The 13,807-nt window shown below is 53.8% G+C and carries 15 protein-coding genes and 1 tRNA gene; 6 read left to right on the forward strand and 10 right to left on the reverse strand.

All coding sequences use genetic code 11. The annotated features are described in order from the left end of the window. Positions 1–62 precede the first annotated feature (62 nt). Positions 63–536, reverse strand: coding sequence for a Shedu anti-phage system protein SduA domain-containing protein (locus tag K5Q02_RS24445; protein WP_225835361.1), 474 nt, complete (start codon positions 534–536; stop codon positions 63–65). Further along, a complete protein-coding gene (locus K5Q02_RS00545; RefSeq protein ID WP_225835362.1) occupies positions 530–1,096 on the reverse strand; it encodes a hypothetical protein in 567 nt (188 codons plus the stop codon). Before K5Q02_RS00545 ends, K5Q02_RS24445 begins: the two co-directional genes overlap by 7 nt. A 303-nt stretch (positions 1,097–1,399) precedes the next feature. On the opposite strand from K5Q02_RS00545, the gene K5Q02_RS00550 reads away from it, so the two are divergent. Further along, entirely contained in the window at positions 1,400–1,906 is a 507-nt protein-coding gene (locus K5Q02_RS00550) for a hypothetical protein (RefSeq protein ID WP_225835363.1), read from the forward strand. A gap of 754 nt (positions 1,907–2,660) precedes the next feature. Here the strand turns inward: K5Q02_RS00550 and K5Q02_RS00555 are convergent. From K5Q02_RS00555 to K5Q02_RS00580, 6 genes are all read right to left on the reverse strand, one after another. After that, complete coding sequence (locus K5Q02_RS00555; protein WP_225835364.1) at positions 2,661–3,470, reverse strand: hypothetical protein; 810 nt, start codon at positions 3,468–3,470, stop codon at positions 2,661–2,663. Between the two features lie 2 nt (positions 3,471–3,472). Beyond that, positions 3,473–5,128: an AAA family ATPase gene (locus K5Q02_RS00560; RefSeq protein ID WP_225835365.1), complete on the reverse strand. Its 1,656-nt coding sequence runs from the start codon at positions 5,126–5,128 to the stop codon at positions 3,473–3,475. A 254-nt stretch (positions 5,129–5,382) separates the two neighbouring features. After that, a complete protein-coding gene (locus K5Q02_RS00565; RefSeq protein WP_225835366.1) occupies positions 5,383–5,670 on the reverse strand; it encodes a LasR-specific antiactivator QslA in 288 nt (95 codons plus the stop codon). Next, complete coding sequence (locus K5Q02_RS00570; protein ID WP_225835367.1) at positions 5,667–5,825, reverse strand: hypothetical protein; 159 nt, start codon at positions 5,823–5,825, stop codon at positions 5,667–5,669. Before K5Q02_RS00570 ends, K5Q02_RS00565 begins: the two co-directional genes overlap by 4 nt. A gap of 584 nt (positions 5,826–6,409) precedes the next feature. Beyond that, a complete protein-coding gene (locus K5Q02_RS00575; protein WP_225835368.1) occupies positions 6,410–7,198 on the reverse strand; it encodes a helix-turn-helix domain-containing protein in 789 nt (262 codons plus the stop codon). 5 nt (positions 7,199–7,203) lie between these two features. Further along, positions 7,204–7,422, reverse strand: a complete 219-nt coding sequence (locus K5Q02_RS00580) for a hypothetical protein (RefSeq protein WP_027909889.1) — start codon at positions 7,420–7,422, stop codon at positions 7,204–7,206. 125 nt (positions 7,423–7,547) lie between these two features. On the opposite strand from K5Q02_RS00580, the gene K5Q02_RS00585 reads away from it, so the two are divergent. Further along, entirely contained in the window at positions 7,548–8,306 is a 759-nt protein-coding gene (locus K5Q02_RS00585; protein WP_225835370.1) for a hypothetical protein, read from the forward strand. 75 nt (positions 8,307–8,381) lie between these two features. On the opposite strand, the gene K5Q02_RS00590 is transcribed toward K5Q02_RS00585, so the two are convergent. Continuing rightward, the gene (locus K5Q02_RS00590) at positions 8,382–9,476 is read right to left on the reverse strand and encodes a tyrosine-type recombinase/integrase (protein ID WP_225835372.1); all 1,095 of its coding nucleotides are present in this window, start codon (positions 9,474–9,476) and stop codon (positions 8,382–8,384) included. 128 nt (positions 9,477–9,604) lie between these two features. Continuing rightward, a tRNA-Ile gene (locus tag K5Q02_RS00595) sits at positions 9,605–9,681 on the reverse strand. A gap of 659 nt (positions 9,682–10,340) precedes the next feature. On the opposite strand from K5Q02_RS00595, the gene K5Q02_RS00600 reads away from it, so the two are divergent. The 4 genes from K5Q02_RS00600 (at position 10,341) to K5Q02_RS00615 (ending at position 13,800) form a co-directional block, all read left to right on the forward strand. Next, entirely contained in the window at positions 10,341–10,727 is a 387-nt protein-coding gene (locus tag K5Q02_RS00600; protein ID WP_225835374.1) for a hypothetical protein, read from the forward strand. Further along, the gene (locus K5Q02_RS00605) at positions 10,639–11,877 is read left to right on the forward strand and encodes a sensor domain-containing diguanylate cyclase (protein WP_225835376.1); all 1,239 of its coding nucleotides are present in this window, start codon (positions 10,639–10,641) and stop codon (positions 11,875–11,877) included. Before K5Q02_RS00600 ends, K5Q02_RS00605 begins: the two co-directional genes overlap by 89 nt. A gap of 196 nt (positions 11,878–12,073) precedes the next feature. Further along, on the forward strand, positions 12,074–13,375 hold the full coding sequence (locus K5Q02_RS00610) for a flavin-containing monooxygenase (protein ID WP_225835378.1): 1,302 nt from the start codon (positions 12,074–12,076) through the stop codon (positions 13,373–13,375). Continuing rightward, complete coding sequence (locus tag K5Q02_RS00615; protein WP_042554711.1) at positions 13,375–13,800, forward strand: RidA family protein; 426 nt, start codon at positions 13,375–13,377, stop codon at positions 13,798–13,800. Before K5Q02_RS00610 ends, K5Q02_RS00615 begins: the two co-directional genes overlap by 1 nt. The last annotated feature ends 7 nt before the right edge of the window (positions 13,801–13,807 follow it).

Genomic DNA, 13,807 nt, shown 5'->3' on the forward strand with positions numbered 1-13,807 from the left:
GAAGAAATACCTAACCTTAAATTTATGGCTGGAACGGAACTTTATGCACTACGCGTTTCAAGTTAAAAGTCGAGCTGATTGAAAGATGAGAATTGGGCGTAAAGCTCATCAAAAGTCATGATAGTCACATGGGATGATACAGCCTGCCTCTGGACTTCAAATGCTCTAAGCTTACTCTTGTCGGAAGCGATACTGCTCAAATCGCCGGCGATCAAATAACACCGAGGGGCAAATACCTCAAATGGGACTTCGCTGTCAGCTCGTTTCTGATAGAAATTCATCATCAGTTCGCTACGTTGTATAAGGGCCTGGGATATGCCGCCAGAGATATCTTTAGATAGAGGAAATGTATCCCTATATCTGGCGCCTAATAATTTCGTATCGGGCGACTTAATTTCAATGAGGCTTATATTGTTCGCTTTATTAATGAAGGCGAAGTCAGCTCTTTTGCTACCCTTGCCACTTGAGTTTGTAGTTCCGACGTGAAACTCATCCTGCAGTAATAGAGCGTGTCCTCCCAAAAGCCTTTCTAACACCCCCTTCTAGACGCAAGTTCGGCATGCCAAAAACTTTCATTAGCACCTTCGATGGCTCTCTTAGATCTCCATGTTTCTAGTGCTGATGCAATGTCAGATGCGTAAACTCCTCGCTGGATAAGGGGAAGTACATCTCCGTTGATCAGGACGGCGTTAGCCAAATCAATTGCAGACAATGTGAATGATGCGAACTCTACTGCAAACTCATCAGGCTTATCATCCTCAATATATTCGAGCAAGAACTCAAGCTCTTTAATAGCTCTAGTCGAGATATCAATAAAGAACTTGAAGCCTGGAGTGGTTTCAATTTTATTTATGAAATTTTGACGCGATCTTTCAGTACCCAAAACCTCTGAAAGCCTTTCATTCCGCGCAAGTGTTACCTTTTCTAGAAGAAATTCAGCGCATGCTTTAGGATCACACCCAAAATCGTCATGACTTAATTTATGGCTCAATGCAATTGCTATTTTGTCTGCGTCAGCAGGTCTAGCCTTGCGCATATCCCTTGCGAGTTCTAGAGACTCGATAATTTCTTGCAATCTCTCGTCGCTGATTTCCATATAAACTTCCTGAGTTTTTTGTATAACAATGCCTGCACCCCTCGTTATCACCCCGCGAGGACAGATATTAGCGCAGTAAAAAAAGATTGAAAAAAGGCATCTGATAGGGACTCTTGATTATCTCTCTATACTCTGCATCAATTATTTATTCGATCTGCATTCATATATGCTCTTCAACGTCTGTTTTTGGAAGAACGCGGCCTATTGAAATCGGCACCAGCTAGGGGCCAAGCAAGACGTTTTGAGTCAACGGAGGCCCCCGCAGAGGGTATTATCTCCCGCCCACACATCTGGAGGTACATCATGATCCCCCCTAAGTCTTCAGATTGGGAAGCATCCATCATCGCGGCCATCACTGAAGAACTCGGTCAGCTTGAGTACCTGATCAAGGACAAAAGTGACTTGACTGAGAAGAATGACATCCATGCGCAGGTCAGCCGGTTGTGTGGCTTGACTGATCTGGCGCATAACGAGGCAATGCCTTTCGCCGAGTCGACCAGGCTCCAGATCCGAGAATTGAATGATCTGGCCATGGGAATGATCCGAACAACGCTCGACTCCCCTCCACCAAATGATGAGCATGTCGAGAGCATGGAGCGCGAGGCTGCACAAGCTCTTTTTGACGCGATAACGCTCAATATCCCCCACCTAGCTCAAGCAGAGAAAAGCAAATACGCGATCGCCCTGTCGATGAATGCTTTCGACCTAATGCGCATGCACATCGGCGACCATCCTGATTTCGAGGTGATGGAGCGGCTAGTGTTGGTGCAGGACTACCGGGTGATGAAGCTGGCAGGGGACAACCGATAAGGGCCAACATGCTCATAGGCGTGCCCGAGCCTATTCTGCTCACTGTCTAATGCTCAACCCAAGATGGTTGGCTTGAGGCGCACGCCTGACCAGGGCTTTTGATTCAGCTCCAGCGCCTTTTCCAGCGTTTCAGAAACATTGTTGAAAGAGGGCATTTGCAGCCTTTGGTAATCGATAAAACGTACTGCAGGAAGATGTATCCTTTGGGCTACGAAATGGCTAATCCCGAGCTCATCTGTGGCTTAAGGGCTACAAGCTTCCAGGCATAACTCTGTATCAACATCGTTTACGGCTGTACGTCCGGCCATCGGTGCCTGTTCCAAGCCAATCGAAATCAGGAGTGCTAGGCACGCGCCAAAGCCATCGCCTCTGGGCGTTTGCGCGGTGCACGGCACGCCTATGCATGCATTGAGTGCCGTCTCCCCCCCGTGCAGACTGCTTTTCAGGCCAACGAAGTGCCGCCACCTTTTATCTTGCACTCCACCTCTCCTGTGATTCTGAACTGATGGATAGAGTAACTATATAACTGAAGTGGCGGGCTATGCCGTTGCTGGGAGCGGGCGTAGGTCAGAGCTACCATCAACATAAATAGGGACGCAGAATCAGCGACTCCCTGTATGTGTGGTTATACTGTGCGACAAAAACCAGCACGACAAACAGGTAGTGAAGATTAATATTTTCAATAAAACATTGCCCTGCTATGGCTCAAGAAAAAATATTTGCTAGAAAAAATATCTCTATCGACCTGCCTTTATTATTCTAAAATTTTCGGAGTTAAAATCATATTCAACGGCATATGATTAGTTTCAAGAAGCCCTCTTAGGCATGACGCCCCCCAGCCGTATGTTAAGTTCGCCGCTTCCATTATGGAAAGCTCATCCTGAATCACCGTCCTCCAAAGGCATTCATCCTTATTAGCAACTCGCGCCGCCGTCATACTAAGCTGGACTTTTGTTGCAAGCTTAAATGCACGCTGATCAATGCACATTTTAATGTGCGCTGAGATACGACACTGCTCAGCTATATCGAATTCAGACTCGTTGTACCCAAGCTTGAACTGAGTGACTGCATCTGATGTATTAAAGCGCGTTACAAGTCGCAGCTTGTGCAAAAGCACACTATCAAAGATGGGATGCAATAATTTTTGACTTATCCCGTTAACATGTTTACTGCCGCGCTTCTGGTTGCAGGAACTGCAAGACGGTACAAGATTCCAACTGAAAACAGAAAATTCGGGGAAAGGTGTTTTGGGAAGATAATGCTCCACTGTCCCAAGAGTTAAGTTCCCGCACATGGGACAAGACCCAATTGGCAGATCTCGCAACTTAGGAATCCAATTGAGCCCATACTTTTTAGCTCCACCTTCATATGCAGCATGCAAACAATCTTTTTGGTCGCTGGACAATCCCACAGCGACTAATTGGGGAGAGCCAGAATTAATTAAAAAGTTCTTATACGCTTTCTCTATGGTGTCGTAAGTTCCATGCAGAAAATTATATCCTGTAGTTAGCAAGAGGAGAGTTTTTAGATCATCGACAGTATGAGCATGACTGAAGGGCCGCATTGTCAATCATATTCCGCAGGGTTTGATATTCTGTCCTTGATTTCCATAAGCATATCGATATTGCAAATATCTCCATACGATCTCACGACTTGCTCAAAAGGCATGTTCGTTCTGGCGATTGTCTCACTGATTTTTCGATGGTAGGCATCAACAGTACTGTCCCCAAATACTGCTAGAGAAATTTCAGCTACGTTAGCGCCTAAGGTCTGTAGATATGGGCGGCTTATTGAGGCGCCTAATTCTTTTCGCTCCAGAATATGCACACAATGATTTGGAACTTCACGAACAACGTAAGCAGAGTGCGTGGCAATAATCGCCACTGACGAAGTGCGTTCCAGAATCCTATATAAGAGCATCATGTAATCACTTACAAGGTTCGGGTGTAGGTAAGTTTCGGGCTCATCAATTAACAGCAATGTGCCCTCGCCTGCAAGAGTGAGAAAATGAAGTGCAAAGTGAAACATACTACGTTGCCCACTGCTTAAGTCGATTACTCGCATCGAATCGGTGTTTAAAAAACTAGGCTCGCGACTCGTATCAATGGTGCCTAAAATGTCCAGCGAACGTTGCTCACCAGACATCTGGTTAATGAAGACCCAACTATTGCCATCATTATCTTTCACACAACAGTAGTCAGGGCAAAATCCAGTTACTGGAATGGCGAGCGAGTGCATTGGCATAATTCTGGATAGTGCGTCATTAAAAATTGCACTTTTTTCCCACGCAAGCTCTCCATCCTTGACTCTTAGCAATGTTACTAGCAAATAAGAGAGGTTCTGGTGAAACTCTTTACCTTCTTTCTTCGCGGTAGTATTAAATGCGTGGTACTCAAAGCTTCCAGCACTACTGAAGCGCGGTAAAGAAGAAGAAGGATCAGAGAAATAGGAGACGACACGATTAAACCTGAAACCACTTTTGACACTCAATGTGGAGTCTTCGCGCGGCACTACCACTCTATTCTCTGAGTAGAGTATGGTCGGTGGGCCGCTTTGTGCGCTACTCGAAACTGAAGCTGCCTCAATGGCTAATCGTGCTAGCAGATTTGTTTTGCCGGTGCCGTTCACCCCTATGAGACAGTGCACCCTATCATCAAAATACTTATGATTCCGGTAGTTTATATCTAAACTTACAAAGTTAGCCGTACCTGGAAGTAACGTTGAAAAGCTAAAAGCTACCTTAGCGTCTCCAAGTGGGGGTTGGACATAGGTCCCAGCGTACCCGTTTATCAATGACAGGTAGGCATCTTCATAGCGGAGTACTCCAAGCCGGAAAGGCTCGGTTTGTATTACATGTTCGTAAGCATTAACCCCCAAATAACGATCATGAGACACTTCGTGCAAAGCGTTAAGCAAATACGACAAGGCTTCGGGAGGCAGCTTACCCCCTAGATTTTTGTATTGATACGGACTGGCCAACAAACTTACAAAAAATATCAACTCACCTTCAGGCGCATATGAAAGATAGCTATATAATTTTTGATCTTTAGTATTCAGTGGCAACAAGAATAGGCTGAGAAAAATTTTCTCGCCTCTGTAATTAAAGCTTGCTGAGGCGTGGTAGTTATAACCGAAGTCATTCCAGTAAGGCTTTGTATAGCTTATATCTATCCTGTCGCCGAAGCCTTCGCAGGATCCATCAAGTTTGATTGTCCATGCCATTCCCTACTCCTTGTCTTGCCATACAAAATATTTGGCCGCCTCAATAATAGCATTTTGCAGCCATTGACTACACTTGATGTAGGAAATGGTCTGAGAGGTGAGCAGCCAGAAAAATGGGAGTGTTCATGGATTACTCACAAAATATGGGCACTTTCTGCCTAGCCCCATGCAGAGCGGCGCCCTTGTAGTTTATCGCCAAGTTATGGTTCGCAAGAGCCGGGCAGGCCGGCTCACCAAGGTCTGCTTTAACATATTTATGAAAGAGATAGCCCAGAGTGATCTCTATTCCTATAAGAACATATTCGCTGATGGACACGGCTCAGGAAGCCCACCTCGAAGGCACGCCTGTCGATGGCTCGCGGCAGCAAATCACGCTCGGCGATCATCACGGCCCAGAGCCATCCGCCGCATGGGCTGTCGAGCCAGGATTGAGCCAGTTTTACGCCCCTGTTGAATGACTCCCTGCAATCTGCCGCCCAAGTGATCTCCGCACCGGGTTGGTCATCGTGAGAGGGCAGATACACCACGACACCCTTGCTCATACGGCACCTCCTCGGACTTCGGAGAGTGCGCGGCGATACAGCACCACCATCTCATCGAGCAGATCCAGCGCAGAGTAGGCCGCGATACGCACACGCATGTGATCAAGTGGCATACCCTCAGGCTCAGCCAGTTGATCAAGCAGATGGCTAAGCATGACTGCTCGCGTCTCAGCAGCGGCTTCAGAGGGTAGCGGTGAGCGTTCAGATTCATGCAGCGGACTGGGCCGCAGCGGAAAAGGTATTACACAGGGTTCGAGCTCAGCCATGGCGCACCTCCAGATTGGAGGCGAACAGGAAGACCGAAAGCCCAAGGCGGAGCTCTTGGGTAAAAAGGGGGTAATGCATTTTCCTTATGCTCCTCAGACAGTTTAAGGAGCCGTCACCCGCCGTTGTCACGCGGGGATGGGTGGCGGACCGTGCAGGGGTGACAAACCGGCGTCCGAGGGAACCGGCCAGGCAAAAGCCTGCCCTACACGGCCCGCCATAGAAGTTAAACGACCGAATACATGACGTATTGGTCGTTTAAGCTATGGCGCTACCGCGCCTCGAACGATTCAGGTTGTCACACCCGGTCGTGGGATTTACCACGACGGGGGCAGTCTAGCCCGTGGGTTTTAGCGGGGCAACATACTGTGGCGTATGGAACTTACAGATCTGTGCTAATTGCGACCTCAGGCGCTTTCACGGACTTCAATCGGCACAGATGGCGAATGCAGACAGCGGGTGTCGTGCAGCTGGTTTAGCCGCAGCCTTGGGAAGTTTGAAGGGTTAGGGGACGCAACCTTGTATGCTCAGACGTCCTGATGGCGCGGCTAAAGGTCTTCTGGGCTATACGCTGAGCATCCTCGGGCGATATCCCGCCTTTGATCAGACGTTCCACATAGCCCTCTTCCGACAGTTCTTGCGCATATTGGGAATACATGTGGCGCCCTGTCCGTCGAATGACGGCTTTCAACCAGCGAGAAGGGGACTTAAGGATGGCCCCCTTGTCCAGTGCGGTTACCAGTTGGTTTGTAATCGCTTGCTGTTGATCAGCCGGAACTGAGCCGATCAGTAGGGCTATCTGCTGACTCTCCAGAGCACTCAACCGAGTGAATTTTGCCGTGCGCCCTACTGATGATTCATATGAAGGTTCATATGGTGGTTCTAGGGGTGACATAGCTTTGTCACCCTCCCCCCGACATAGCTGTGTCACCCCGGGGGCGACACGGGTGTCACCCTCCCCCTCGCTGCATTTGGTTGAGGGTGACAATTTGTCGGGGTAGGTCAGCGCGAGTGTGTAGCCGTTAGAAACCTGCCGGCCACTGCCGTTGAATCGAGCGTCCTTCTTCAGCAGCCCCGCAGCTAGCAAGGTTTTGATGGTGCGTTGAACCGTGCGCTCCGAAGTGCTGCACTTTGCTGCAATCGTCTTCATCTTCGGCCAGCAGTAGCCGTGATCATCTGCGTTATCAGCAAGCGCCATGAGAACTAGCTTCGGAACAGGCGGGAGCGGTTGCTCCCATGCCCAGTTCATGGCTTTGATGCTCATAGCGATCAGGCTTCTTCGATTACGCGAGCGATTGCAGAGGTTTTGAAGTAGATCCGTCTGCCGATTTTGACCTTGCACGAACGCAGCTTCGCAGACATTTCGTTATCGCTGCTTAAGGAAATCCTCAATCCATCCTTGCTACGGTGCAGTACCTCCGCCAACTGTTCGAGGGAAAGCAGTGGTGAGCCGCCGTAACGGTTCAGCAGGGTTTCTTCGACTGTCATCTTGCGACTCCTTGTATGGCTTGCGATACACTTCGCTCATTACGCAAAAAGGCGTAAGAGTCCTTAAAAAACACCTAATGTTCATATTTTGGACATTGGGTACTTTTTATGATCGAAGGCTTAAGATGTCAAGCACGATTGAAGACCGCGTCATTTTGATCCTGAAGGAGCAAATGTCTCCGGCTGACCTAGAGAGCCTGAAGGGGCACGAAGGGCCGTTTTCGGCGCTGCTCAGCCTATGGAGTCAGCCGCCTTACGCCGGTCGTGGCTTCTGGGAAAAGCTGTCTCAGCTCACAGGCATTCCGTCCGCGAGATGGCGCAGTGCGTTCTCGCGCAAGCAGAAACCGACCTCCGCCATGATCGAGTCGATAGCTCACTTATGGCCGAAATATGCGTTTTGGCTGGTCACGGGCGTGACCGATGCAGCCAATGGTCATGTGGCGCCATTAACAGCGCTGACATTCCCTGAGTTTCTCCATGCGGAGCAACCTGGCGCCGATACGTATTTCAGTAAATCCATTGCTCTTGCAAAGCGTCTGTATGAAGAGGGTGAGATCGATCTGGAGAGCGACGATGCGCGTCTCGCTGCAGTGGAAAGGACGCTGCCTTTAGCGCACTGGGTAGGTAGCGATCTGGTTGACGTTGCTTATCAGTTGGCGGACAGCGATGAGTACCAGGAGTTCGTCAGCGCGTGGGAGCGCCGAGAGGAATCTCGTGCTGAGCACCTTGGCAGGGTGCTAGGCACTGATCGTCCGTGGGAGCGCCATCTGGAAGAGAGGAAATCTCTCGGCCTAAAGTCAGACCCTGTACACGGACAAGATCCTCGCGTTACACACCAGAGCAGCTGGGATCTTTTCTACAAACCAGACAGCGAAGATGCCTGAGGGCAGTGACCGAAGCTGGGTCAGTTAAAGCCCTCAGTGATCGGTGAAATACGTTTAGCGCTGCATGGCTGTGGATCAGCTGTCAGCCTGTAGCTTACTGCGCCTAGTCGTTTTCCTCTCCAGCTTGTCCAGCTTGCCCACTAGGTCTTCAGCGCGCAGGTGCGTGTAGCGCTTGAGCATCTGCATCGACTTATGCCCGCTGATGGCCGAAACCTCCTGATCGGATAGGCCACCCTCGACCAGCCGGCTGACCGCTTCATGACGTAGATCGTGGAAGCGAAGGTCGGGCATTCCGAGTTTTTTCTTCAGCAGTCCCCAGGTTTTGGTGAAGGCATAAGGGCGACGTTTCTCGTCCTTCCCTGGCTCACCGAAGAACACTAGGTTGCAGTCTTTGGGGCGAACAGGGTTAGCCAAGGCGGCCTTGAATGTCTCGGTGGCTAGCTTGGTCAAAGGGACGGTGCGGGCGCTGTCGTTTTTCGTGTCTGCAAGGCGCACCACGCGCTTTTTCAGGTCTACCTGATGGCAATGTAGGCCCGTTATCTCCGACGATCGCATGCCCGTTTCCAGGGCGATTTGGACGATCCATCCCAGCATGGGATTGCTGTGACTGTTCACTGCAGCGAGCAAGCGCTTTTCTTCGTCTGCGGATAGCCTGCGGTCTCGGCCGTCTCCAGGGCTCGGCTTGCGGATATTCAGCACCGGGTTGAAGGTCAGGCCCAGTCCCCATTCTTGGATAGCTACCGTGAAAAGATGGCTCAGCAGTGCCAGCTCAAGCCGCACGGTATTGTTGCTGGTAGGGAGGCCGCGCTTGCTGAGTGTGCCGAGCCTTGTATCGCGGTATTTGGCAATGACTTCGGCTGACAGAGCGGCCAGGGAATACTTGCCCAAGTGCTGGATCAGTTGCTTTGCCTTGGTAGCTTCGGCTTTTCGAGTGGTGGGCTTCTTGCTGGGGGTCACCTCAGAGAGGTAGCGCTCTAGCGCTTTTTCCAGCGTCATGCGCTCGGAGCCGCTGCGCTGGATGTACACGCCACGCACCATTTCGTCTTCGGTGCGGCGTGCCCAGTCTTCGGCGTCGCGCTTGGTGCGGAAGGTTTTTGCGTTGGTCGGCCAGCCCGTTTTGCGGACTACGGCTTTCCATGTGCCGGAAGGGGTTTTGACGATTGTTGCCATATGAAAAGGACTCCAAAGGCAGACTGGCTTACCAGTACTGTACCGATTTTGTACCTTTTGGCCATGGAGCCAATTGTGAGGTCACTACCCTAGAAAGCATAAAGCCGCGCAATGCGCGGCTTTGAAGGTGGTGGGCCCACACGGACTCGAACCGTGGACCAAAGGATTATGAGTCCTCTGCTCTAACCAACTGAGCTATAGGCCCTCAGAGGCCGGCGGATTATACCGATGCACCTAGCCGAGCGCCAATCCGATGCGCTGCGTGCCTGGAAACATCGCCATGACACTGTGCAGCGTCTCCAATCCCGAGAAAAATACCGAGACGACTACAGGAGCGTGCTCCGCGCGCCCTGAAGAAATACGATGCGTCTAAGCGCAGCCTGAGGGTCACTTTTTGAGTCGAATAGATTCATTATTCGGCTCACTAATTGAGCCGAATAGGGTGGCTAATCGGCTCACAGACTAGTAATGCCATGAATGACACCTTCTGATGCCTGGGAGATTTCCTTGGCACAGCCGCCATCGTGCCACGGCCTAGCGACAGTCGTAGTGCCCGCTACACAAGCCTCGCACTGCGAGGCTTTCGTGTTTTTACACGGTCAATAAATCCGTTTCTACTGCGCAATTACGTCCACATAGTGTCCACACCACGGTGGCTCGAGCGCGTTTGATCCGTGTGCTGATTTGATCCATGAGCCGAAAGGTTGCGCCCCGCAGAAGGCGCCACGAAGCAGCCTGATCGTTCATAATCCCGTTACCGCTCTCTATCATTGGCAAGCTAGCGTATTCATCCAGCGCCCTTACGCTGCCAATGGCGCAAGCCGATACACGCTCAACACCGCCTCAGCCAGGTCTGCAAATTTGATGAGTCAGACATCCAAAATCGGTCACCTCAGGCGCCTGGTCGCGATCATGACTGGCGTTGTGAGCATGGCGTTTCTGCTGCTCACCTATCTGCAGGTGGAGTGGGATAAGCGCGAGGCGCTGAGGAATAATGTCGACGATATGCAGAATTTGTCGACGGCACTGACCAGGCAGGCCGAGTCGACGATCCGCGATGCGCATACGGTGCTGATCGGCATCGAACGCAAGCTGAAGATTGCCGGTTATGGCCCTGAAAACCTGCAAGAGGGTCCTGGAGGTATCACGGGCCCAACTGGGGGTGCTGCGCGATGTTCAAGGGTTCACCGTGGTCGGCCCGGATGGTCGGGCGCTGATCACCACGATTCCCGACCCCAATACGACCTATAGCGCTGCCGACCGGGATTACTTCGCCCTGCATCGCGAGAACAGGAACTACGGTCTGTTCATCGGCGCGCCCATTCAGAGCCGCATGACCGGCGAATGGGTGATTTCACTGTCGCTGCGCCTCAACGATGCCAACGGCGAGTTCCGTGGCGTGGTGCTGGCAACGCTGCTGATCGAGCGCTTCGTCGACTTCTACCAGACCATCGACCTGGGTACCGAGGGCGTCATCGGTCTGGTCAAGCGCGATGGCACCATCCTCGCCAGGTCGCAGTTGTCCACCGAGAGCTATGCGGTCAACGTATCGAAAAGCCCAGTGCTGCGCATGATCAACGACGATGGCGTGACACGCGGCAACATGGTGCTGACGGCGATGCTCGATGGCGTGAGGCGTATCTATGGCTTCGACTCCAGCGCCGAATACCCGATCGTGGTGGCCGCGGCGGTGTCCGAAGAACAGGCGCTGCAGGCCTGGCGACACCGTGCACAGCAGACTTGGGGCTTGAGCGGCATCGTGCTGTTGCTGTTCGTGTCGATGGCCTGTTTGATCTGGCGTGCGCTCGGGCGCCAGGGCGAGATGGAAGCCAGCCTGAAGGGTATGCACCGTGACCTGGCAGAAGCCAATCACGCGCTGGAGATCATCGCCGGCGAAGATGCCCTCACGGGCCTGGCCACACGTCGCCGACTGGATGAAGCGCTGCAGGCGGCCTTCAGTTCTGCGGCGACCCAGGGGCAGCCGCTGTCTTTCGTGCTGGTCGATGTGGACTACTTCAAACGCTTCAACGATCAGTACGGCCACCCGGCTGGCGACGAAGCGCTCAAGCAGGTGGCCGCGGTACTCAAGCGCCACGCCAAGCGCAGTGCCGATACCACCGCACGCTATGGCGGTGAGGAAATGGCGTTGATTCTCCCCGGTGCAGAAAGCGCGTCAGCCTTGGCTGTGGCCGAGCGGATTCGCGCGGATGTCGAGGCCCTGGCGATAGCCAACGAGGGCTCGCCCTATGCCAACCTGACTTTGAGCATCGGCGTCGCCTCCTGCGTGCCAGGGCGGGATATGCCGACGCCTGCGGCGCTGGTCGCCGCTGCGGATGTCGCCCTGTACGCCGCCAAAGGTGCCGGCCGCAACCGCGTGATGCTCGGCCAGAACCCCGCCTGATGCATTCGCCGAAGAGCCATTCCCATGGCTCCCGCGGCGGTGCCCAGCTTTTTGCTGGTCAACGACTACAAAAACGCTAATTTCGCTATCCCCTGCCTCTGAACACAATGGCCTCAATGCACGAGCGGCTTGCGCGAAGTGCCCCAAGGCCAGCCTTGGCCGAAAGGCGCACGGCCTCCTTCAGAGGGACATAGAGATGACTGTCGAGAAAATCGAAATAGACACCCTGGTGGTTGGCGCAGGCCAGGCCGGTGTGGCGATGAGCGAGCACCTGACCAAGCTGGGCGTGCCGCACCTGGTGCTGGAACGCGACCGTATCGCCGAACGCTGGCGCACCATGCGCTGGGATTCGCTGGTGGCCAACGGGCCGGCCTGGCACGACCGCTTTCCCGGTCTGGAATTCGACATCGACGATGACGCCTTTCCCGCCAAGGAGCAGGTAGCCGCCTACTTCGAAGCCTATGCGCGCACCTTCAACGCGCCGATTCGCACCGGCGTAGAAGTGAAGAAAGTACGCCGCAATGCCAATCGCCCCGGCTTCACCGTCGAAACCTCGGAGGGCGTGATCGAGGCCAACCGTGTGGTCGCCGCCACCGGGCCGTTCCAGCGCCCGGTGATCCCCGCCATCGCGCCAAAGGATGAGCGCCTGACGCAGATCCACTCCGCCGAATACCGCAACCCGCAGCAATTGCCAGCCGGTGCGGTGCTGGTGATTGGCGCGGGCTCCTCAGGCACGCAGATCGCCGATGAGCTGATGCAGGCAGGCCGCCAGGTGTACCTGTCGGTCGGTGCCCATGATCGGCCGCCGCGCAGCTATCGCGACCGTGATTTCTGCTGGTGGCTGGGCGTGCTCGGCGAGTGGGATCAGGAAACCCCGAAGGCCGGCCGCGAGCACGTGACCATCGCCGTCAGCGGCGCCGGTGGCGGCAAGACCATCGACTTCCGCCGCCTGGCCCATGAGGGCATGACGCTGGTTGGCCTGACCCGCTCGTTCGATAACGGCGTAGTGCAGTTTGCCGACGACCTGGTCGACAACGTCCGCCGTGGCGACGAAAACTACCTGGCGCTGCTCGATGCCGCGGATGCCTACATCGCCCGCAATGGCCTGGATCTGCCCGAAGAGCCCGAAGCGCGGCGCATCCCCGCCGACCCGGCGTGCATGACCGAGCCACTGCGCGAGCTGGATCTGATCGAGGCCGGCGTGACGTCGATCATCTGGGCGACCGGCTTCGCCACCGACTTCACCTGGCTGGAGGCCGATACCTTCGACGCCAACGGCAAGCCGCAGCATCAGCGCGGCGTGTCTCGCGAGCCGGGCATCTATTTCCTCGGCCTGCCGTGGCTGTCGCGCCGGGGCTCGTCGTTCATCTGGGGCGTGTGGCACGACGCCAAGCACGTCGCCGACCACATCGCCACGCAACGCAAGTACACCGCCTATCGCGATGCCGAGCAGCGCCAGGCAGACGCCCCCATCACCCGCCTGCAGGGAGTCAAATGATGCCCACTCATACCCGCATCCGCATGTTCAACACTAAGGACACCTACCCCAACCAGTCCCTGGACAATGACCTCTGCCAGGCCGTGCGCGCTGGCAACACGGTGTACGTGCGCGGCCAGGTGGGCACCGACTTCGACGGCAACCTGGTCGGCCTCGGCGACCCGCAGGCGCAGACCGAACAGGCCATGAAAAACCTCAAGCAACTGCTGGAAGAAGCCGGCAGCGACCTCTCGCACATCGTCAAGACCACCACTTACCTGATCGACCCACGCTACCGCGAACCGGTGTACAAGGAAGTCGGTAAGTGGCTGAAGGGCGTGTTCCCTATTTCCACCGGCCTAGTGGTTTCGGCCCTTGGCCAGCCGCAGTGGCTGATGGAAATCGACGTGATCGCCGTGATCCCGGACGACTGGCAAGCCAAATAAGGAGGCA

The organism is Pseudomonas sp. MM211, assembly GCF_020386635.1.
In the GTDB taxonomy this organism is placed as follows: Bacteria; Pseudomonadota; Gammaproteobacteria; order Pseudomonadales; family Pseudomonadaceae; genus Aquipseudomonas.

Excerpts from the sequence above, each read along its gene's own strand:
- K5Q02_RS00545 (WP_225835362.1), bottom strand. The coding sequence starts at position 1,096 with ATGGAAATCAGCGACGAGAGATTGCAAGAAATTATCGAGTCTCTAGAA.
- K5Q02_RS00550 (WP_225835363.1), top strand. The coding sequence starts at position 1,400 with ATGATCCCCCCTAAGTCTTCAGATTGGGAAGCATCCATCATCGCGGCC.
- K5Q02_RS00555 (WP_225835364.1), bottom strand. The coding sequence starts at position 3,470 with ATGCGGCCCTTCAGTCATGCTCATACTGTCGATGATCTAAAAACTCTC.
- K5Q02_RS00560 (WP_225835365.1), bottom strand. The coding sequence starts at position 5,128 with ATGGCATGGACAATCAAACTTGATGGATCCTGCGAAGGCTTCGGCGAC.
- K5Q02_RS00565 (WP_225835366.1), bottom strand. The coding sequence starts at position 5,670 with ATGAGCAAGGGTGTCGTGGTGTATCTGCCCTCTCACGATGACCAACCC.
- K5Q02_RS00570 (WP_225835367.1), bottom strand. The coding sequence starts at position 5,825 with ATGCTTAGCCATCTGCTTGATCAACTGGCTGAGCCTGAGGGTATGCCA.
- K5Q02_RS00575 (WP_225835368.1), bottom strand. The coding sequence starts at position 7,198 with ATGAGCATCAAAGCCATGAACTGGGCATGGGAGCAACCGCTCCCGCCT.
- K5Q02_RS00580 (WP_027909889.1), bottom strand. The coding sequence starts at position 7,422 with ATGACAGTCGAAGAAACCCTGCTGAACCGTTACGGCGGCTCACCACTG.
- K5Q02_RS00585 (WP_225835370.1), top strand. The coding sequence starts at position 7,548 with ATGTCAAGCACGATTGAAGACCGCGTCATTTTGATCCTGAAGGAGCAA.
- K5Q02_RS00590 (WP_225835372.1), bottom strand. The coding sequence starts at position 9,476 with ATGGCAACAATCGTCAAAACCCCTTCCGGCACATGGAAAGCCGTAGTC.
- K5Q02_RS00600 (WP_225835374.1), top strand. The coding sequence starts at position 10,341 with ATGAGTCAGACATCCAAAATCGGTCACCTCAGGCGCCTGGTCGCGATC.
- K5Q02_RS00610 (WP_225835378.1), top strand. The coding sequence starts at position 12,074 with ATGACTGTCGAGAAAATCGAAATAGACACCCTGGTGGTTGGCGCAGGC.
- K5Q02_RS00615 (WP_042554711.1), top strand. The coding sequence starts at position 13,375 with ATGCCCACTCATACCCGCATCCGCATGTTCAACACTAAGGACACCTAC.